This is a genomic window from Devosia naphthalenivorans (assembly GCF_003056355.1).
Lineage (GTDB): Bacteria > Pseudomonadota > Alphaproteobacteria > Rhizobiales > Devosiaceae > Devosia > Devosia naphthalenivorans.
On record NZ_PYVW01000030.1, the window covers coordinates 1 to 19,190 of the forward strand.

Consider the following 19,190-nt stretch of genomic DNA (forward strand, 5'->3'; position numbering starts at 1 on the left):
TGCAAACCATTGTCGCCCTCTACAACAACACCCCGCGAAAATGTCTCGACTTCCAAACCCCAAATGAGGTCTTCTCCAGTTTCTCTAACCGTGTTGCACTTCAAACGTGAGTCCACCTTCCCGCTTTCGCGGGAATGACGACGTGGTTGACAAGAACCCTCTACGCACAGTCCGAACAAACAGTCCTCCTTCAAGGGGAAGGGAGTCGCCGGAGCTTATGGGTTCGCGCGCGGTCGGTCATGATTAGCCGCTAAAAACCCAACCACTTCCCGCGCGGCGGCACTGCCGGCGCGGTTGGCGCCAATGGTGGATGCCGAAGGGCCATAGCCCACCAGGTGGATGCGCGGATCGCGCGCCACCTGCGTGGCCAGCCGACCGGTCATGGTGATGCCGCCTGAAGGCTCCCGCAGTTGCAGCGGCGCCAGATGATCGAGCGCGCTGCGAAATCCGGTGCACCAGAGGATCACATCGGCATCAAGTTGCCGCCCATCGGCCCAGCGCACGCCCGTTGGCGTGATGGCCTCGAACATGTCCTGCCTTTGCAGGACACCCCGCTCGCGCATGGCGGCGATGGCAGGCGTCACCGGCAAGCCGGTTACCGACACGACCGAATTGGGCGGCAGGCCCTGGCGCACCCGGTCCTCGACCATGGCGACGGCGGCGCGGCCGGCTTCCTGATCGAACGGGCCATCGCGGAACCGCGGCGGGCTGCGGGTCACCCAAGTGGTGCGGGTGACGTGCGAGATCTCGTCCAATAGCTGCACGGCCGAAATACCGCCGCCGACGATCAGCACGTGCTGACCGGCAAACTGCGCGGCAGTCTGGTAGTCACTGGTGTGCAGTTGCGGGCCTTTGAACGTCTCTGCACCGGGATAGGCGGGGATATACGGCTTCTCCCAGGTGCCCGTGGCGTTGATGATGCCCCGGACGGAGAACAGGCCGCGGTCGGTTTCGACGCGCAGGCGCCCGCCCCGGTCGCACACGACCTTGACCGTTGCAGGGCGCAACACGTTGAGGCCGAAATGCTCCTCATAGGCGGCGAAATAATGCGGAACCGCGACCGAGGCGCGGACAGTGTCGTCCCCGCCCGCTATGTCAGCGAAACTCATGCCGGGCAGATCGTGTACGCGATTGACGGTGGAGAGCGTCAGCGAGGGCCAGCGATATTGCCAGGCACCGCCCGACGCGGGTGCGCGGTCGAGAACCAGGAAGTCCTGGCCGGGGACCTTGCCCAATTGCTTGAGATGGTAGGCGGCACTGAGCCCCGCCTGGCCGGCGCCAATCACCACCATTTCGAATTTTACGGCAACTCGCGTCGGTTGCATTGGCGCGGTCATGCCGTGAACTCCTGATCCGGCCTCAATCTAGGTGCGGCACAAGCAGCTCGCAAGGCGCGAGGGATTATCGGAGGGCGGCGCAACTTCCCGGGGGTTGCCGGGTTTTAGCTCACACAGGAGTTTGACATGGCGCATGTGACGTATGAGATCGTCGAACACGACGGTGGTTTTGCCTACAAGGTTGGGGATGTCTTTTCGGAAACATTTCCGACCCACGAGGCGGCACACCAGGCCGCCGCTGCTGCGGCGGAGCGCCAGCGGGTAGCAGGTGAGAGCGAAGCCATCCAGTATCAGGATAGCCAGGGCAAGTGGCACGAGGAGCAGGCCGATGGCGGCGACCGGCCTGACACCGATGTCGAAGATGACCTGGAAGAGGATGACGAGGCCAGGTAGGCCTCGTCAGGCCGCAATGGCGTTACCCTCGGCATCGAACAGATGCACGCGCGCAGGATCGATATAGGCCGAAACCGTGGAGCCGAGCTCGAACTGGCGCTGCCCTTCCAGGACGATCGTCAGCGCCTGGCCGTCGGCAGTGGTGGCATAGACCACGGTTTGCCCGCCCAAGCTTTCCGTGAGGTCAACTCGAACATCGGCGAGCTTGGTGCCGCTGCCATCGGCGATGGTGATGTGCTCGGGACGGACGCCCAGCGTCACTGCGCCCGCCACATTGCGCGGCAAGGTCAAATTGCCGCCAGCGACACGAAGGCCGCCCGCCTCTGCGGCTGCCGTCAGGAAGTTCATCTTGGGCGAGCCGATGAAGCCGGCGACAAACAGGTTGCGGGGGCTGTTGTAGAGTTCGAGCGGCGCGCCGGCCTGTTCGATCACGCCCAGGCGCAGCACCACGATCTTGTCAGCCATAGTCATGGCCTCCACCTGATCGTGCGTCACGTAGATCATGGTGTTTCCCAGATCATTGTGCAGCTTGGCGATTTCGACGCGCATCTGTACGCGCAGTTCCGCATCGAGGTTGGAGAGCGGCTCATCGAACAGGAAGATCTTGGGCTCGCGCACGATGGCGCGGCCGATGGCGACGCGCTGCCGCTGGCCGCCTGAAAGCTGCTTGGGCTTGCGCTGCAGCAGGGGCACGATCTGCAGGATTTCGGCAGCGCGTTGCACACGCTGCTTGATCTCCTCCTTGGGCGCCTTGGCTGTTTCGAGACCAAAGGCCAGGTTTTGATAGACGTTCATATGCGGATAGAGCGCATAGGACTGGAACACCATGGCGATGCCACGCCGCGCCGCCGGCACTTCGTTCATGCGCTGCCCATCGATCAGCAGGTCACCACCGCTGATCGGTTCAAGGCCGGCGATCATGCGCAGCAGCGTCGACTTCCCGCAGCCCGAGGGGCCGACGAACACGGTGAAGTCACCGGGATCGATGTTCAGGTCGATGCCGTGGATGACCTCCACATCGCCATAGGCTTTGACGATCTTGCGCAGCTCGATAGGTGTCGCCATGAATTCGTCTCCTCAGGCCGCGCGGAAGTGGGGTGGAACCCAGCTCTGGTAACGCGGGTGGTCGGCGGGGATGGGCAGCGCCACGTCTTCGTGCGTGGTCGAGGAATGGTAGAATGCGGTCACGATTTCCAGCGCGCGGCGGGAATCGGCTGAGGTCACCGGCAGGGGTGCCGTGCCCATCAGGGCATCGTGGAAGCGCGCCATCTGGGTCTGGAAGCGCGACGGGACATGCTTCCAGTCCTTGAGCAGCGCGTCGATCTTCTCGGCCGTTTCCGGACTACGCGGCTGGATGCGCCACGGCTTGTTGCCCGGATTATAGGGTTCGTAGTCGCTCTCGAAAGTCACGTTCTCGAAGGTCAGGAACAGGCGGGTGATTTCACTGGCGGCGCCCAGCGTTGCCGTAAAGCTGCCAAGTGCGCCATTGGCGAGTTCGAGGCTGGCGGTTACGCAATCCTCGACCTCGATTTCGTTGACGCGGGTGGCCACGCGGCCGAACAATCGCGTCACATCGCCCATCAGATAAGTGAACAGGTCATGCTGGTGGATGGCGTGCGTCATCAGCACGCCGCCCAACTCAGTCGCCCATTTGCCGCGCCAGGGCACCGCATAGTAATCGGGTCCGCGACGCCACATGGTTTCGACGGTACCAACGAAAGGCTTGCCCGCAATACCCGCATCGATGATGGCCTTGGCCTGCTCGATGCCATCGCCAAAACGATACTGGAACACCGGCATCAACTTGCCCCTGGAGATTTTCTCCTGGGCGATCACGTCGTCGACCTGCTGCAACGAGCCGACCAAGGGCTTTTCGCAGATCACGTGCTTGCCGGCCTTCAGCGCGGCCATGACCATGGGATAGTGCAGTCCCGGCGGAGTGCAGATGTCGATGATGTCGATGTCGTCCATCCTGAGGACTTCATCGAAATCGGTCAGCCGGCGCTCGACGTTGAACTCGTCCGCAATCGGGGTCATGCGCTCGACATTGAGGTCGCACAGCGCCAGCACCTTGTACTTGTCGGAATTGGGGGCATAGCCCTCGACGATATGGCTGCGGCCGATGCCGACACCGATGATGGCGACGTTGAAGATCTTGCTCATTGCGCCCACTCCGTGCCGCGTTCTGCCATTTGCTGCGCCGTCAGGGCCAGTTTCATTGCGTTGAAGCACCGCTCCTGCGGCATTGCCGTTTCCGTCCGGTTGCGGACGTCATCGAGGAACTGCTGACCGAAGGGCAGCTCGACATTGGAGCAGTCGATATGGCGCGGACCTTCCTTGTTGACGATGAACAGGTGGTTTTCGCCGGGCTTGCCGGCGATATCGATATATTTGCGCAGCTCGATATAGCCTTCGGTGCCCAGGATCGTAAGACGTCCATCGCCCCAGGTGGGCAGGCCATCCGGCGTGAACCAGTCGACCCGGATATAACCCGTGGTGCCGGGTGTCTTGAGGTGCGTGTCGCCGACGTCCTGCAGGCCCGGCTTGTCCGGATTGCCGCGATTGGCAACGCTGGCCGAGACGATTTCGGCATCCATGGCATCGGAGAAGAACAGGAACTGCTCGAACTGGTGGCTGGCGATATCGCACAGGATGCCGCCATAGCGCTCGCGGGTGAAGAACCACTCGGGGCGCTGGTTGTTGCGAATAGCGTGGGGACCAAGGCCCACGGTATTGATGACCTTGCCGATGGCGCCCTGCGCAATGAGGTTGCCGGCTTCCACCGTCGCGCGCACTTCAAAGTGCTCGGAATAGAGCACGCCATAGATGCGTCCGGTTTCCTTCTGGACGCGCTTGATTTCCTCGAGCTGGGCAAAGGTGGTCATGCCGGGCTTGTCGGAAAGCACATCCTTGCCGTGCTGCATGGCAGCGATAGAGATCGCCGCACGGTCCGCCGGAATGGCAGCCGTGGTGATGATGGCGATGGACTGGTCTTCCAGAATTTCCCTGGCGTCGGCGACGCGCCGGGCTTCCGGAAACTTCTGGCCGAATGCCTCGGCCAGATCATCCTCGACGGCGTGGAAGGCGACAAACTGGGCACCCGCGCGCTTGAGGCACTCCACCTGACCATAGATGTGGCTGTGGTTGATGCCGATGGCGGCAAATTTTAGATCGGTCATAGGTCTAGCGTTTCATTCCGGTAGTAGCGATGCCCTCGATGAGCAGGCGCTGGAAGAAGAGGAAGAAGAGGAAGATCGGCACCAGGCTCAGAACACTCATCGCGAACAGCCCGCCATAGTCGCTTTCCCCGGTAGAGTCGGTAAAGGTGCGCAGGCCCAGCATGACGGTGTAGGTCTTCATTTCGCTGAGATAGATCAGGGGTCCGAAGAAATCGTCCCAGGTCCAGATGAAAGTGAAGATGGCCACGGTCGCCAGCACCGGCATGGAGAGCGGCATGACGATCTTCCAATAGATGCGCCAGGGCGAGCAGCCATCCATTTGCGCGGCCTCGTCGAGTTCCTTGGGCAGGCCGCGGAAGAACTGGACCAGCAGGAAGATGAAGAAGCCATCGGCCGCAAGGAACTTCGGCACCACCAGGGGCAGGAAGGTGTTGACCCATCCCAGTTGGCGGAACAGCACATATTGCGGGATCAGCGTCACCTGGTAGGGCAGCATGAGCGTCATCAGCATCATGGCGAACCAGAAGTTCTTGAACTTGAAGTTCAGCCGGGCAAAGGCGAATGCCGCCATCGAGCAGGCCAGCACATTGCCCAGCACCGACAGCCCCGAGATGATGAAGCTGTTGGTGAAGAACACGCTGAAGCTGGTGCGCAACCCGTTCCAGCCCCGAACATAGGCGTCCACGCTCCACTCGCTCGGCCATATCGAAGCCGAGGAGAAGATCTCGTTTTCCGGCCGGAACGAGGCTGCCAGCATCCATAGCAGGGGATAGAGCATGAACACCGAGACGGCGAGCAGCAGTGTATGTGTCAGCACCGAGAGCAGCTTGCGCTGGGTCGGCGTCAGTTGGCGCTCGCCGACCACGGTCAGCCTGTTTGGGACATCACTCATCGTAGTGCACCCAGTATTTCGAGGTAAGGAAGGAGAAGGCGGTGAACATCCCCACCAGGGCCAGCAGCACCCAGGCCAGGGCCGAGGCATAACCCATGCGGAAGAAGCCAAAGGCCTCCTGATAAAGGTAGAGCGTATAGAACAGGGTCGAGTTGATCGGATTGCCCGTTCCGCCCGAGATAATGAAGGCCGGGGTAAAGCTCTTGAACGCCTCGATGGTCTGGATGATGGCGTTGAAGAACACCACCGGCGTCAGCAATGGCAGCGTGATCTTGATGAACTGACGCCATCTGCTCGCACCATCCAGGCTTGCCGCCTCATACATGTCTTGCGGGATTTGCCGCAGGCCGGCGAGGAAGATGATCATCGGCGAGCCGAACTGCCAGACCGCCAGGATAATGATGGTCCATAGCGAATATTGCGGCGTGGAAATCCAGCTTGGGCCCACGATGCCGAAAATGGACAGGAAATCGTTGACCAATCCGTCGCGGGCAAAAATCTGCCGCCACAATATTGCGATGGCGACCGAGGCGCCGAGCAGGCTCGGCAGGTAGAACAATGCCCGGTAGAGCGGCAGGCCGCGCATGCCGCGATTGAGCAGCATGGCCACGCCCAGCGCGAATGCGAGTTTGAGCGGCACCGAGAAGATGACGAACATCATGGTCACGCGCATGGACGCCCAGAACTTGGGGTCGTTGGTGAACATGCGGATGTAATTGTTGGCGCCGACCCATTCGGGTGACGTCAGCAGGTCGAAATCGGTGAAGCTGAGATAGAACGAGGTAATGATCGGCCCGATCGTCAGGCCGAAAAAGCCGATGAACCATGGCAGCAGGAAGAGATAGCCAGGCGCATCGTTTTGCCAGATCCGGGTCCAGAGCGATGAGGTGGCCGCGCGCTCCCCGAGGGGAGCGCCCGATTCAAGAGAGCGCGCGGTCATGGTTTAGGCCCGGTTCAGGATATCGGTGGCGCCGGTGACGAGTTCGGCACCAGCCTGTTCGGGCGTCTTGGCGCCGAAGCCGACTTCCTGGCCCAGCGTACGGATCAGCGAGAGGTCGACTTCGCCAGCAGCGGCTGGCGGAGGCGGCGGCAAGTCGCCGAGCAGGTCGCCCAGATTGGCCACGAAGTTCAGCGCGATCTGGTTGGCTTCATCCAACGTGGGTGCCACCGCGTCGCGTACTGCGGCGGCGCACGGAATGCCGCGTTCGACACCCAGGATCTTGCCTGCTTCGATATCGTTGACGAAGAAATTGAGGAATTCGGCCGCGCCCTCCTTGCTGGCCGAAGAACCGGCAACCGAGAAGAACATGGACGGTTTGCGGTAGTGTCCGCCGCCCTGGCCTTCGGCGATCCGTGGATAGCCGCACATGTCCAGCTTATCCTGAACGAGTGCCTGGTAGCCGACCAACTGATTGGAGTTGGAGGGCATCAGTGCCGCCCGGCCGGTTACCAGCATGGTGGTTTCGAGCGGGCCGGTATCGAGGGCCTGATCGTCGGGAGCGACGCAAACGCCGGCTTCGCGCAGCTTGGCCCAGAGCTGGTACCATTCGACGGCATCGGTCTCGTCGAAGCCGAGCTGACCTTCGGCCGTGTAAAGTGCCTTGCCGCGCTGGCGCAGCCAGTTGTCGAGTGACGGCTCGTTGTAGGAAGAGTCGGAGATGGCCTTCATGCCGCCGCGGATGTTGGCTGAGTTGAAGGCTTCGCCGATCTCGAACAGGTCGTCATAGGTCCAGGCATTGGTCGGGGGCTCGATGCCGGCTTCCTCGAAGGCGCCGGTATTGATCAGGGTCGCCACCGAGTTGGCGCCAAGCGAGATGCCGTAGAGCTTGCCGTCGACCTTGCCGCCTTCGAGCTGGTCGGCATCGAAATCGTCCAGCTTGAGAGCCGAGCCGACATATTCATCGAGCGGAGCGATGGCGCCGCGCTGGGCGTATTCGACGATAAAGCGGTAATCCATCTGGATCACGTCAGGCGCATTGCCGCCCGCCGTCTGCGTGGCCAGCTTGGCCCAGTAGTCATTCCAGGCCAGGAACTCGCCTGCAACATCGGTGTCGCTGGCTTCCTTGTAGAGATCGGTGACGCCGTAGGTACGGTCGGCACGGCCCTGCCCGCCCCAGAAGATCAGGCGCAGGCTCTGCGCCTGGGCCCAGCTCGGCATCACGCCAAAGGCGCCGGCAGCGGCCAGCGCACTGCTGCCCATCAGGAACTTGCGACGGTCGGTACGAATAGTCATGGATTATCCTCCCTTAAACTCAGTTGTCCGGCCTTGCGCCAAACCCTCGTAACTGCGGTCTCCTCACCGCTAAGTCACCAACTAGTTACATTGCAGCCGCACTTGAATCAGGTTGTCAAGTGCAGAGGTCGGTGCTTTCCGCCGGCTGCAATCTTGGCACGTCACGCAAATAACCGGTCGGTTACGGATAGCACACTGGTTTAAAGCTGCGCAACGAACTTGTATGGAAGACGAAGCGCGCCGAAAAAGCTGTGAGGCACTGCCGCCGTTTTTTCTAACCTCTTGCTATCGTTTTCGTTTTCACGCCACCGCTGCCTGTGCAGCGCAATTACTCCGGTGCCGTTGATCGGCATCTGGTCTTGTTCACAGAAGATTGGCGCAGTCTTGCTCAAAAGAACAATACGAAATGTCACCGCTGATATAGATCCAGTCTATGTCTGGAGGATGAATGGACAAGCTACTCAGTCAATTTCTGGCTGTCGCCGAGGCCGGCAGTATCACCGGCGCCGCCACTGCGCTGTTCGTCACGCAGCCGACTTTGACCTTCAACATGCGCAAGCTGGAGGAAAATCTGGGCGTGCCGCTGCTGGTGCGTACGTCGCGGGGGGTTGAGCTCACCGAGTATGGTGAGACGCTGTATCAGAACGGCCGGCTGATGCGCCGGCTTTATGACAATACGCTGAGCGCGCTGGCCGACCAGCGGGGGCGTACAGAGCAGGGTTTGCGGATCGGCACGGGGTATTCCTGGTGGACGCTGTTCCTGCGCGACATGGTTCTGGAATATGCCCAGAAGTATGGAAAGGCGCGGATCCATGTCAGCCTCGGCAACCAGTTGCGGTGTATGGACCAGTTGCTAAGTGGCGATATTTCCTTGTTTATTGCCCATGAGATCGAGGGGCTGAACCGCAGCACGGGGGCGCGGTTCGTGCCTTTGGGCCGGGTGGGGCAAGGGTATTTCGCGCGGCCTGGACACCCCCTGCTCAGCCGCCCGCGATCGATCAGCGAGATTGAAGCCTTTCCGGCGGTTACCTCCTCCCTGCCCGAAAGCCGGCATCAGCGCTTTTTCGAAACCTGGAGCCGCACCACGGCAGCAAGCGCGCCTTTTGATCGCGGAAAATACGCTTTTGCTTCCAATTCGCTTGCAGCATGCCTCGACTATGTCGAACTTAGCGACGCAGTGATTGGTCATACCGAAGTCATGGAAGAGGAATTCGACCGCCGCGGGCTCAAACGCATCGCGGTAACCGAACCGACCCAGCAGAGCACGATCGGCATCTATGTGCTGCAGGAACGCGCCGACGACGTCCGGACCGTCGAGCTGATCGGCGCAATCAGGGCCAAGGCGGAGACAGTCCTGCCGCCACTCGACTAGGCGCTTAGCTGGGCTTGGTGCGGAGGTAGTCGAGGACCATCTGCACGGCCTGCGCTTCACGCTCCTGCAGCATGGCGACGCCCGACAGGTCGCGCGCGAAAATCACCGAGAGCGTTGCCATGTTGGACACGTAGAAGAAGCCCAGTGCGGCGATGGAAATGTAAAGCTGCACCGGGTCCACGTCGCGGCGGAAGCTGCCGGCATCGGCACCGCGCTCGACGATGGTGGTGATTTGCCCGACCAGTGGGGAATGCAGCGCCTGGATGTCGGGCAGTGTTTTGAGGAACCGGGCGTTCTCGATGTTTTCGGTGCCGAGCAGGCGCGGAAACCACGGATTGGCCAGAAAATGGCGGAAGGTGAACCGGACGAGCCGGTCCATTGCCTCGACGGGGCCATATTGATCGAGCGACAGCGCCCGTTCCCCACGGCGAATCTCCTGGTAGGCGTCGAGCAGGACGGCGCGGTAGAGATCTTCCTTGTTGCCGAAGTAATGGTAGAGCAACCGCTTGTTGGCCCCGGCCAGCGCCGCAATGGCGTCAACGCGCGCGCCCTCGAAACCGCGTTCGGCAAATTCGGCGCGGCCGGCGACCAGGATCGCCGCCTTGGTGCGTTCCGAATTGCGGGCCCGCTTGGGCGCGGCTGGCTGGTCGGCGAGTTGGTCCATATTCCCTCACATGCGAACCCGATGGTTACCCGCACGTCGTGGGTGAAATAGCAGCGCCGGCCGCCGGGGTAAAGCAGGCTGGCACGAAAGCCGAATTCGGAACGTGCCGGCTTGACGACCAAGCCAAGCTCAGGATAGCTAAGTAACTAATCAGTTACACACGAATTCAGCGAGGGAGGATTTCATGGCCGACAAACGGCTCGGGCTCATCATGCACGGGGTAACCGGACGCATGGGCTACAACCAGCATCTGGTGCGTTCCATTCTGGCCATCCGGGACCAGGGCGGCATCGCGCTGAGCAATGGCGACCGGCTGGTGGTTGATCCCATCATCGTGGGGCGTGACGCCGACAAGATCGAGCGGTTGGCCAAGAAGCACAATATTGCACGCTGGAGTGCGGACCTGGATGCGGCACTCGCCAATCCGGAAGACAGTGTGTTCTTCGATGCCGGCACCACGCTGATGCGGGCCTCGCTACTGGAGAAGGCACTCGCCGCCGGCAAGCACGTGTATTGCGAAAAGCCGACTTCGGATTCCCTGGAAGTGGCGCTGAACCTTGCCAAGACCGCGCGCGCGTCGGGGCTCAAGCATGGCGTGGTGCAGGACAAGCTGTTCCTGCCCGGCCTGCTCAAGCTCAAGATGCTGCGGGACTCAGGCTTCTTCGGCCAGATCCTCTCGGTGCGCGGCGAGTTCGGCTATTGGGTGTTCGAGGGCGATTGGCAGCCGGCGCAGCGTCCTTCCTGGAACTACCGCAAGGCCGATGGCGGCGGCATCATTCTCGATATGCTCTGCCACTGGCGCTATGTGCTCGACAATCTGTTCGGCGAAGTACAGGCCGTGTCGTGCCTCGGCGCGACCCATATTCCGGAACGCGTCGACGAGAAGGGCCAGCGCTTCAAGGCCGATACCGATGACGCCGCCTATGCGACCTTCCAGCTCGAGGGCGGGGTCGTGGCGCAGATCAATTCAAGCTGGACTACCCGTGTGCGTCGCGATGACCTCGTGACCTTCCATGTCGATGGTACGCACGGTTCGGCCGTTGCGGGCCTCCACAAATGCTGGACCCAGCATCGCGTCAACACGCCAAAGCCGGTGTGGAACCCAGACCAGCCGCAAACCATGAACTTCTTTGCCGATTGGGAAGAAGTGCCGGACAACTGGCCGGCGCAGAACGGCTTCAAGGCGCAGTGGGAAATGTTCCTGCGCCATGTCGCCGAAGATGCGCCGTGGGAATATGGGCTGGAAGCGGGCGCCAAGGGCGTGCAACTGGCAGAACTGGGCCTGCAGAGCTGGGCCGAACGCCGCTGGCTGGATGTGCCGAAGCTGGCGTTTTAAGGCGCCTGCGACCCCATCCACCATGTCATTCCGGCTCAGGCCGGAATCCATCCTGAGATGCCTGCGCACTCTGTGTGCGTTGATCGATCTCAGGATGGACCCCGGCCTTCGCCGGGGTGACATCGAGTTTGTTGAGGCTTTGAGGAAGTCAACATGACCAGCATCAACCTGCCCAATCCCGACCGTTCCATTACGCCCTATCAACTGACGGGCGAGCCCATTCCGTTCGTGCGTCACAAGGCGACCGATTTTTCCCGCATCGCCTATGCGGCCGCCCATGTCGTCGCTGATCCGCTGGCCAGCAATGACCCATGGCTGACGCCGGCAATCGACTGGGACACCACACTGCAGTTCCGCCATCGCCTATGGGATCTGGGGCTTGGCGTTGCCGAGGCCATGGATACCGCGCAACGTGGCATGGGGCTGACCTGGACCGATGCGCAGGAACTCATCCGCCGCTCGCAGGTGGAAGCGCGGACACGCGACGATTCGCTGATCGCCTATGGCGCCGGCACCGATCACCTGGCGCCCGGTCCGGACGTGAGCATCGACCAGATCATCGCCGCCTATGAAGAACAGGTGGGGTTCGTCGAGGCCCAGGGCGGCAGGGTCATCCTGATGGCGAGCCGCGCCCTTGCCGCTGCCGCCAGGTCGCCGGACGATTATGCCCGGGTTTATGGCCATATCCTCGGCCAGGTACAGCAGCCGGTCATCATGCACTGGCTGGGCGAAATGTTCGATCCGGCGCTGCAGGGCTATTGGGGCAACATTGACCACGACGTGGCGATGGATGTCTGTCTCGATGTGATCGCTGCCAACGCTGACAAGGTCGACGGCATCAAGATCTCGCTGCTGTCAGCGGAAAAAGAGATCGCCATGCGCCGCCGCCTGCCGGCATCGGTCAAGATGTATACCGGCGACGACTTCAACTATGCCGAACTGATCGCTGGCGATGACCAGGGCTATTCCCACGCCCTGCTCGGCATTTTCGACGCCATCGCGCCGGCAGCGTCGGCAGGCATGGCGGCCCTGGGCCGGGGCAACACCAATGAGTTCTTCGACCTGCTCGAACCCACCGTGCCGCTCAGCCGCCATATCTTTGCGGCGCCGACGCGGTTCTACAAAACGGGGGTGGTGTTCCTTGCCTATCTCAATGGGCTGCAGGACCACTTCGCCATGGTCGGCGGGCAGCAATCGACCCGCTCGGTGCAGCATTTGGCCGAACTGTTCCGCCTCGCCGACAAGGCGCGCGTACTCGCTGATCCGGAACTGGCCGTGAAGCGCATGAATGCGGTTCTCAACGTTAACGGAGTGCTAGCATGACCGGCACCCAAACGATCTCGCTGAACCTCGCCACGACCCGGCAGATCTGGGGCTTTGCAGAGGCCGTGGATGGTTGCCTCAAAGCCGGCATTACCGCCATTTCGCCCTGGCGCGATCAGATTGCCGCCATTGGGCTCGATGAAGCCGCCCGCATCGTTCGCGACAACAAGATACAGGTAACCGGGGTGTGTCGCGGCGGCATGTTTCCGGCCGAAACTGCTGCCGGGCGGCAGGCCAATATCGATGATAATCTGCGCGCTATCGACGAAGCGGCGGCGCTGAACGCCGATTGCCTGGTGCTCGTCGTGGGTGGATTGCCGGGCTCGTCCAAGGACTTAGCGGGCGCCCGGCAGATGGTCAGCGATGGCATCGCGGCCATGCTGCCCCATGCCCAGGCATCAGGCGTCAAAATTGCCATCGAGCCGCTGCACCCGATGTATGCGGCGGATCGGGCCTGCGTAAACACCATCGATCAGGCTCTCGATATTTGCGAGGGCCTGGGCGAAACTGTCGGCGTCGCAATCGACGTCTACCATGTCTGGTGGGACCCCTATTTGCCCCGCGCCATTGCCCGCGCCGGCCGGATGAAGCGCATCTTCGCTCATCACATCTGCGACTGGCTGGTGCCGACCAAGGACATGCTGCTGGATCGCGGGATGATGGGCGATGGGGTGATCGACCTGCCCGGCATTCGCAAGATGATCGAGGATGCTGGCTATTTCGGGCCGCAGGAAGTGGAAATTTTCAGCCAGGATAATTGGTGGAAGCGGCCTGGGGATGAAGTGCTCGCGGTGATCAAGGAGCGCGTTGCTACGGTTTGTTAGACGGGGTGAATCCCAGATAAGCCAAGCCCGGCAGACCTCATGGTGAGCTTGTCGAACCACGAGGTCGAGCGAGTGGAGGCCGGGGTGCCACGACCTCGTCCTTCGACAGGCTCAGGACGAGGTCTACGGAGTAATCCGGGCCTGTGTGGTAAACTTTAGCAGACGCAAAAAGGCCCCCGAACCGCAGTCCGGGGGCCTTTCCATTGTCGTGCTACATGCGGGTATAGGTCAGAGTCTGGCAGAGGATTGCTGCGCGGCAACCCTGGATATCAATCGTATCCGGACCCGTCTGGGTAACGGTCGCGTCCGCGCTGATTCCGCCGGCGGTAAGCGAGCCCTTCCATTCATTGGGAGCGGTCTGGGGCGCCTGCATCACCTGCTTGCCGACAAAAGCCAGGTTCTCTTCGGTGGCCGACTCGCCCTCAAGATTGGTCAGCACGCCGCAAAGATCGGTCCCGCTCTCGCCACAGAGCGAGAAGGTGAACGATGTGCCGTATTCATCGACGAAGCTGCCTTCGGGGGACGCTGCTTCAGCGATGGCGGACGCCTCGGCAGCAGGAGCCGTTTCGGCCTCCTGGGCAAAGCTTGGCACGGCAAGGGCGGCCGACAGCAGACCGAGGCTCAAAGCATATTTCCATGATTGCATGGGATTCTCCATGTACAACAACGCCCGCCCCACGCAGTCGTTCTTGTTGGTTGATGGAATACGTAACGCGCCGTTTCTCCGGCGGTTGCCTTGCATAAATGCTTATTGGCGCCGGAAAGTGGCAGCGATTTCGATATGTGTCGATTGGGTAAACTGATCCACCGCCACAAGATCACTCATGCTGAACCCGGAGCCGATCAGTAAAGCCGCATCGCGCGCAAAGGTGCGGGCGTCGCAGGCCACCATGACCACCAACCTGACCTTGGACTTGCCGATCTCGCGCACCTGCGCCTCGGCGCCGGCCCGGGGTGGATCGAGAACGACGGCATCGAAAGGCAATTCGAACTGGGTCAGAGGATCGCGGAACAGGTCGCGTGGCTTGGCGGTGACCTCGCGCAAACCTTTGGCGAAGCGGCGTGCCTTGTCGAGCGCTGTGATGGCCGCCTTGTCGTTGTCGACGGCAAAGACCGGGCGCTGTTCGGCCAGGCGCAGGGCGAAGGGACCGATGCCGCAGAACAGGTCGGCGACGGTTTTTGCCTTGCCGACGGCATTGAGCACGTAGTCGGCAAGGACGTTTTCGGCTGTTTCGGTGGCTTGCAGGAAACTGCTGATCGGCAGCTCGACCTGGGCGCGGCCCATGGCGATGAGGGCGGGCTGGGCTTGCAGCACCAGTTCGCCATTGAGCGCGAGGCGGGCCAGCTTGAAGCGGTTGACCAGCGGCATGATGCGGTCGGCGCGGGCCTGCTTTTTCTCCGTGCGCACGGCGACGTCGAGGCCGGTGAGGGTTGCGGTGAAGCTGACATCGGCCTCTCCCAGGGCCTGCATGACTGCCCGCGCAATCTCGGGCGCGCGGGCCAGGGCCGGCACGAGAATGGGGCAGGCGTTGATGTCATGCACCTGATGGCTGCGCAGGCGCATATAGCCGGCGCCTTCCTTGCGGGCGTGCAGGGTGGCGCGGCGGCGGCCGTCCCCCGCGGCGTCGATGAAGCGGGAGACTTTGGCATCGATGCCGGCAAAACGGAGCGGGGTTTCGATGAGGCTGGTCTTGAACGCCTCGTAGCTGGGGCGATCCATATGTTGCAGCTGGCAGCCGCCGCAGGCGCCGAAATGCGGGCAGAACGGTTCGATCCGATTGGGGGCTGGATCGATGATATCGAGCAGGGTGCCGCGATCGCCTTCCGCGGTGATTTCAATGCGTTCGCCGGTCAGCGCGAGGGGCACGAAAACCTTGCGGCCGTCAATCTCGGCGACGCCTTCGCCCTTGTGGCCGAGGCTGGATATGGTGGTGATGGTCATGAACGTCCGGAGCTTGCTGGTGCGTTCACTAGCGGGTTTGTGGCCCGCCGTCACCCTTTAGGGGGCGGCGGCGGGGGCAACATCATGTGCGCAGGACGCCGCCGCTGGTCTTGGTGACGGCGGCAACGATGGCGCCGGAGACTTTTTCGATGTCTTCGTCGGTCAGCGTCTTGTCGCGGGGCTGCAGGGTCACTTCGATAGCGATGGATTTCTTGCCTTCGCCGACGTGGGTGCCTTCGAAAACGTCGAAGACGTTGACATCCCTGATCAAATTCTTGTCGGCGCCGCGAGCAGCCTTGAGGATGGCGCCGGCGGTTACGGCCTTGTCGACCACGAAGGCGAAGTCGCGGGTGAGGGGCATGAGGGCCGACAGATCAAGCGCCGGTTTGGTCTTGGTGGCCTTCTTGCGTGGCTCGGGCAAGGCGTCGAGATCGAGTTCAAAAGCGGATACGGGGCCATCGATATCGAGCTCTGCGGCCCAGGCGGGATGCAGTTCGCCGAACCAACCCAGGGTCTTCGGGCCCTGGGCGATGCGACCGCCGCGGCCGGGGTGGCTCCATGGTGCCGGATCGGCAAAAAGCTGGACCTTGTCGATATCATAGCCCAGCGCATCGAGGAGCGCGGCGAGATCTGCCTTGGCGTCGAAGACGCCGACGGGCTCCGCCTTGCCGGACCAGTGGCGACCGCTGCTGGCGAGCTTTGCCGTGCCGGTGCGGATGCCGGTGGCGTAGGTGTGCTGGCCGTCGGGGTCGGCGCTGAGGAAGACCTGGCCGACTTCGAACAGGGCGAGGTCGTCGCGGCCGCGATTGCCGTTGCGGCGGACGGCGGCGAGCAGGCCCGGCAGCAGGGACGGACGCATGTCGGTCATGTCGGAGGCGATAGCGTTGGCGAGCTGGAGCGCTTCGTCACCGCCGCCGAAGCGGGCGGCTTCATCATGGGAGATGAACGACCAGGTGACCGCTTCATCCAGGCCCCGCGCGGCGAGGGCGCGGCGGGCGATGCGGCGGCGGTTCTGGATGGTGGTGAGGATGCGTGGCGCGACGTGGTTGAGACGCGGCAGCGGTTCCACTGGAACATTGTCCACGCCCACCATGCGCATCACTTCTTCGACCAGGTCGGCCTTCTGGGTGACGTCGGGGCGCCAGGACGGAACCTTGACGGTGAGGATTTCGCCCTTGCCGGTGATCTCAAAGCCGAGGCGGCTCAGGATCGCGGAAACGATCATCGGCTCGACATCGAGGCCGGTGAGGCGCTTGACCTCGGAGAGGGGGAATTGGACGGAGGTGTTGGGGAAAACGTCGTCGCCGGAGACGGCGGGCGTCATCGGCTCGCCGCCGCAGAGTTCGAGGACGAGGCGGGTGGCGAGTTCGAGGCCCGGCTCAGTCAGCGCGGGATCGACATTGCGTTCGAGGCGGTAGCGGGCGTCCGAGACGATGCCGGTCTTGCGGCCGGTGCGGGCGATCAGCTCGGGGTCCCAGCTGGCGCATTCCATGAAGACGTTGGTGGTTTGTTCGGTGACACCGGAGCGAATGCCGCCCATGACGCCGCCGAGGCAAAGAGGGCCGGTGTCGTCGGCGATCACCGTCATGGTTTCGTCGAGGGTGTAGATCTTATTATCGAGCGCATCGAACGGCTCGTTGCGAGCATTGCGCAGCACCGGCTGGCCATTGAGCTTGTCGGCGTCGTAGGCGTGCAGCGGACGGCCCCAGCCGAGCGAGACCAGGTTGGTGATGTCGACGATTGTGTTGATGGGGCGCAGGCCCACGGCGCGCAGGCGCTGTTGCAGCCAATCGGGGGATGGGCCGTTCTTGATGCCCTTGATGTAGCGGCCGGCGAACTTGCGGATAGCTTTTGGCTCATCGGCGGCAAACTGATGCGGCAGTGGCGCGATGGGGCTTGGGCCGGCGGAGGGCACCGGGGACATTTCGGTGGTCTTGAGCGTGCCCAGGCCATAGGCGGCGAGATCGCGCGCTATGCCATAGACGCCGGTGGCGTCGCCGCGGTTTGGCGTGATGGAAATATCGAAGACCACGCCATTGATGCCGGCATAGTCGACATATCTGGCGCCAATGGGAGCGTCGTCCGGCAGGGTGATGATGCCGTCGTGGTCGTTGCTGAGTTCAAGCTCTGCGGCCGAGCAGAGCATGCCGTTGGAGGGCGCGCCGCGAATGACGACGCCGCCCTTCAGCTCGAAATCCTTGCCCGGAATATAGGTGCCGGGGAAAGCGAAGACAGACTTCATGCCGGTCGTGACGTTCGGGGCGCCGCACACCACGTCGATCAAATCGCCGGTGCCGGCATCGACCTTGCAGATATTGAGGTGGTCGGAATTCGGGTGCGCCTCGGCGTGCACGACCTGGGCGACGACGAACTTTTCCAGAGCCTTTCCCTGGTTCTCGACGCCTTCCAGCTCGAGCCCGATCATGGTCAGCGTCTTGCCGATCTCGTCAACCGATGCGTCGGTGTCGAGGTGATCCCTGAGCCAATCGAGGGTGAATTTCATGTTTCTTGCACCTTATCGGAAGTCGCTGGCACTGCCGGTGATGGGCGGCAGGCGGCGAGAAATCTTGAACAGTTCGACCAGCACGTTGGCAAAGCCACGCGCGTCATCGATTGCTTTGTGTGTGTGAGCAATGTGGCCGTAGAACTCGGCCGGCAGCTTGCTCATGCCCCAATCGAGATAGGGCGCGCCGCGCAGGGTCCCGGCCATGGTGTAAAGGCAGATGCCACCGCCCCGAAAAATCTGGCGGCCCTTGAAGGGACCGGAAAGGGCGCGCGTGCCGGCATATTCGTCAAGGTAGTGGTCCATCCACAGCCCATCGAAAATCATCGGCGCGGCGACGAAGACCTTTGGGCCGGGGAGCGCTTCCACCCAATCGGCAAAGCGCGGCATCACGACGGCCGGGTCCTCGGCATTGGCGGTGGTCGCCGCCCAGGCTTCGGGCTGGGTCTGCCACCAGGCCATGGTGGTGTCGTTGGTGGTGCGATCGGGGCGCTGGGTCAGCTGTGCCTCGAACTCGCCATGGGGCGTGCCATCGGCTTCGATGGCGACCGAGGCAAAGCTCAGCATGGAATTGTGCAGCGGGGTTGGGCCGTCCGACTCGATGTCGGTGACGATGAAGATGGGCGAAGCGACCTGATTGTAGACCGCGCGGCCGGCAGGCAGCACTTCCGCAAGGCGGAAGGTTTCGCAGACGATCATCATGTCGGGCGAGAAACCGCCGTTGCGGGCGAAAAAGGCCTCGTGACCGGCGCGCCAGGCAGCATAGTCACCCTCGCCTTCGCGGTCGGTGAAGCTGGCTTCGATATCATCGAAGCGTTTGGTTTCAAGCGACAGCGTCTCCACCACGCAGGCGGGTTCGCCCTTGCTGTTGAGGACGACGTCGCGGCGACCGACCACCGGCATGGCTTCCTTGCCGGGACCGTAGTCGCGCAATGCCCCGCAGGTTGCGGTCTTCTTGCCGGCGAGCACGAGCGCGAGCAGTTCATCGTTCAGCTCTGGCGTGTCGCCGAAGCTGAAGGCGATTGCGCTGGCGTAGTGGGGCGGGAGGGTCATTTACGGTCGTTCCTGCCGGGCCTGCCGAAGGCGGGAAGCGGTCGCCCCTCGCCCCCTCAGGGGAGAGGGTAGCAACGCCGGGAGCCCCCATATCCGGGCCAATCGACCCCCACCCTCGATCCCTCCCCGCGAGGGGGAG

General features: G+C 62.4%; 17 protein-coding genes. 5 read left to right on the forward strand and 12 right to left on the reverse strand.

Annotated elements, in window-relative coordinates:
- Window positions 1-215: 215 nt before the first annotated feature.
- The gene (locus C8264_RS21310; RefSeq protein ID WP_205245758.1) at window positions 216-1,337 is read right to left on the reverse strand and encodes an NAD(P)-binding domain-containing protein; all 1,122 of its coding nucleotides are present in this window, start codon (window positions 1,335-1,337) and stop codon (window positions 216-218) included.
- Between the two features lie 126 nt (window positions 1,338-1,463).
- Between C8264_RS21310 and C8264_RS21315 the strand changes: the two genes are divergently transcribed.
- Window positions 1,464-1,730, forward strand: coding sequence for a DUF2188 domain-containing protein (locus tag C8264_RS21315; protein WP_108462997.1), 267 nt, complete (start codon window positions 1,464-1,466; stop codon window positions 1,728-1,730).
- Window positions 1,731-1,736: 6 nt separating this feature from the next.
- Here C8264_RS21315 and C8264_RS21320 read toward each other — a convergent pair whose 3' ends face one another.
- From C8264_RS21320 to C8264_RS21345, 6 genes are all read right to left on the reverse strand, one after another.
- Window positions 1,737-2,795, reverse strand: a complete 1,059-nt coding sequence (locus C8264_RS21320) for an ABC transporter ATP-binding protein (protein ID WP_108462998.1) — start codon at window positions 2,793-2,795, stop codon at window positions 1,737-1,739.
- A 12-nt stretch (window positions 2,796-2,807) separates the two neighbouring features.
- Window positions 2,808-3,893, reverse strand: coding sequence for a Gfo/Idh/MocA family protein (locus C8264_RS21325; RefSeq protein ID WP_108462999.1), 1,086 nt, complete (start codon window positions 3,891-3,893; stop codon window positions 2,808-2,810).
- Window positions 3,890-4,909, reverse strand: coding sequence for a Gfo/Idh/MocA family protein (locus C8264_RS21330; RefSeq protein ID WP_108463000.1), 1,020 nt, complete (start codon window positions 4,907-4,909; stop codon window positions 3,890-3,892). Before C8264_RS21330 ends, C8264_RS21325 begins: the two co-directional genes overlap by 4 nt.
- Window positions 4,910-4,913: 4 nt before the next feature.
- Window positions 4,914-5,687, reverse strand: coding sequence for a carbohydrate ABC transporter permease (locus C8264_RS21335; protein WP_245893432.1), 774 nt, complete (start codon window positions 5,685-5,687; stop codon window positions 4,914-4,916).
- A 106-nt stretch (window positions 5,688-5,793) separates the two neighbouring features.
- Window positions 5,794-6,741 carry a carbohydrate ABC transporter permease gene (locus C8264_RS21340; RefSeq protein ID WP_108463002.1) on the reverse strand — a complete coding sequence of 316 codons (948 nt, stop codon included), beginning with the start codon at window positions 6,739-6,741 and terminating at the stop codon, window positions 5,794-5,796.
- A 3-nt stretch (window positions 6,742-6,744) separates the two neighbouring features.
- The gene (locus C8264_RS21345; RefSeq protein ID WP_108463003.1) at window positions 6,745-8,034 is read right to left on the reverse strand and encodes an ABC transporter substrate-binding protein; all 1,290 of its coding nucleotides are present in this window, start codon (window positions 8,032-8,034) and stop codon (window positions 6,745-6,747) included.
- A gap of 448 nt (window positions 8,035-8,482) precedes the next feature.
- Here C8264_RS21345 and C8264_RS21350 point away from each other — a divergent pair, with 448 nt between their 5' ends.
- On the forward strand, window positions 8,483-9,406 hold the full coding sequence (locus C8264_RS21350; protein WP_108463004.1) for a LysR family transcriptional regulator: 924 nt from the start codon (window positions 8,483-8,485) through the stop codon (window positions 9,404-9,406).
- 4 nt (window positions 9,407-9,410) lie between these two features.
- Here the strand turns inward: C8264_RS21350 and C8264_RS21355 are convergent, their stop codons facing one another.
- On the reverse strand, window positions 9,411-10,070 hold the full coding sequence (locus C8264_RS21355) for a TetR/AcrR family transcriptional regulator (RefSeq protein WP_108463005.1): 660 nt from the start codon (window positions 10,068-10,070) through the stop codon (window positions 9,411-9,413).
- Between the two features lie 184 nt (window positions 10,071-10,254).
- On the opposite strand from C8264_RS21355, the gene C8264_RS21360 reads away from it, so the two are divergent.
- From C8264_RS21360 to C8264_RS21370, 3 genes are all read left to right on the forward strand, one after another.
- Window positions 10,255-11,406, forward strand: coding sequence for a Gfo/Idh/MocA family protein (locus C8264_RS21360; protein ID WP_108463006.1), 1,152 nt, complete (start codon window positions 10,255-10,257; stop codon window positions 11,404-11,406).
- A gap of 153 nt (window positions 11,407-11,559) precedes the next feature.
- Window positions 11,560-12,729: a dihydrodipicolinate synthase family protein gene (locus C8264_RS21365; RefSeq protein WP_108463007.1), complete on the forward strand. Its 1,170-nt coding sequence runs from the start codon at window positions 11,560-11,562 to the stop codon at window positions 12,727-12,729.
- On the forward strand, window positions 12,726-13,553 hold the full coding sequence (locus C8264_RS21370) for a sugar phosphate isomerase/epimerase family protein (RefSeq protein WP_108463008.1): 828 nt from the start codon (window positions 12,726-12,728) through the stop codon (window positions 13,551-13,553). The genes C8264_RS21365 and C8264_RS21370 overlap by 4 nt, the downstream gene beginning before the upstream one ends.
- A gap of 211 nt (window positions 13,554-13,764) precedes the next feature.
- Here C8264_RS21370 and C8264_RS21375 read toward each other — a convergent pair whose 3' ends face one another.
- From C8264_RS21375 to C8264_RS22860, 4 genes are all read right to left on the reverse strand, one after another.
- The gene (locus C8264_RS21375; protein WP_108463009.1) at window positions 13,765-14,199 is read right to left on the reverse strand and encodes a hypothetical protein; all 435 of its coding nucleotides are present in this window, start codon (window positions 14,197-14,199) and stop codon (window positions 13,765-13,767) included.
- 102 nt (window positions 14,200-14,301) lie between these two features.
- A complete protein-coding gene (locus tag C8264_RS21380; RefSeq protein ID WP_108463010.1) occupies window positions 14,302-15,495 on the reverse strand; it encodes a class I SAM-dependent RNA methyltransferase in 1,194 nt (397 codons plus the stop codon).
- Between the two features lie 82 nt (window positions 15,496-15,577).
- Complete coding sequence (pheT, locus tag C8264_RS21385) at window positions 15,578-17,998, reverse strand: phenylalanine--tRNA ligase subunit beta (protein WP_108463011.1); 2,421 nt, start codon at window positions 17,996-17,998, stop codon at window positions 15,578-15,580.
- 12 nt (window positions 17,999-18,010) lie between these two features.
- Window positions 18,011-19,051 (reverse strand): ASCH domain-containing protein, encoded by a 1,041-nt coding sequence (locus C8264_RS22860; protein ID WP_108463012.1) that lies wholly within the window; start codon window positions 19,049-19,051, stop codon window positions 18,011-18,013.
- Between the last annotated feature and the right edge of the window lie 139 nt (window positions 19,052-19,190).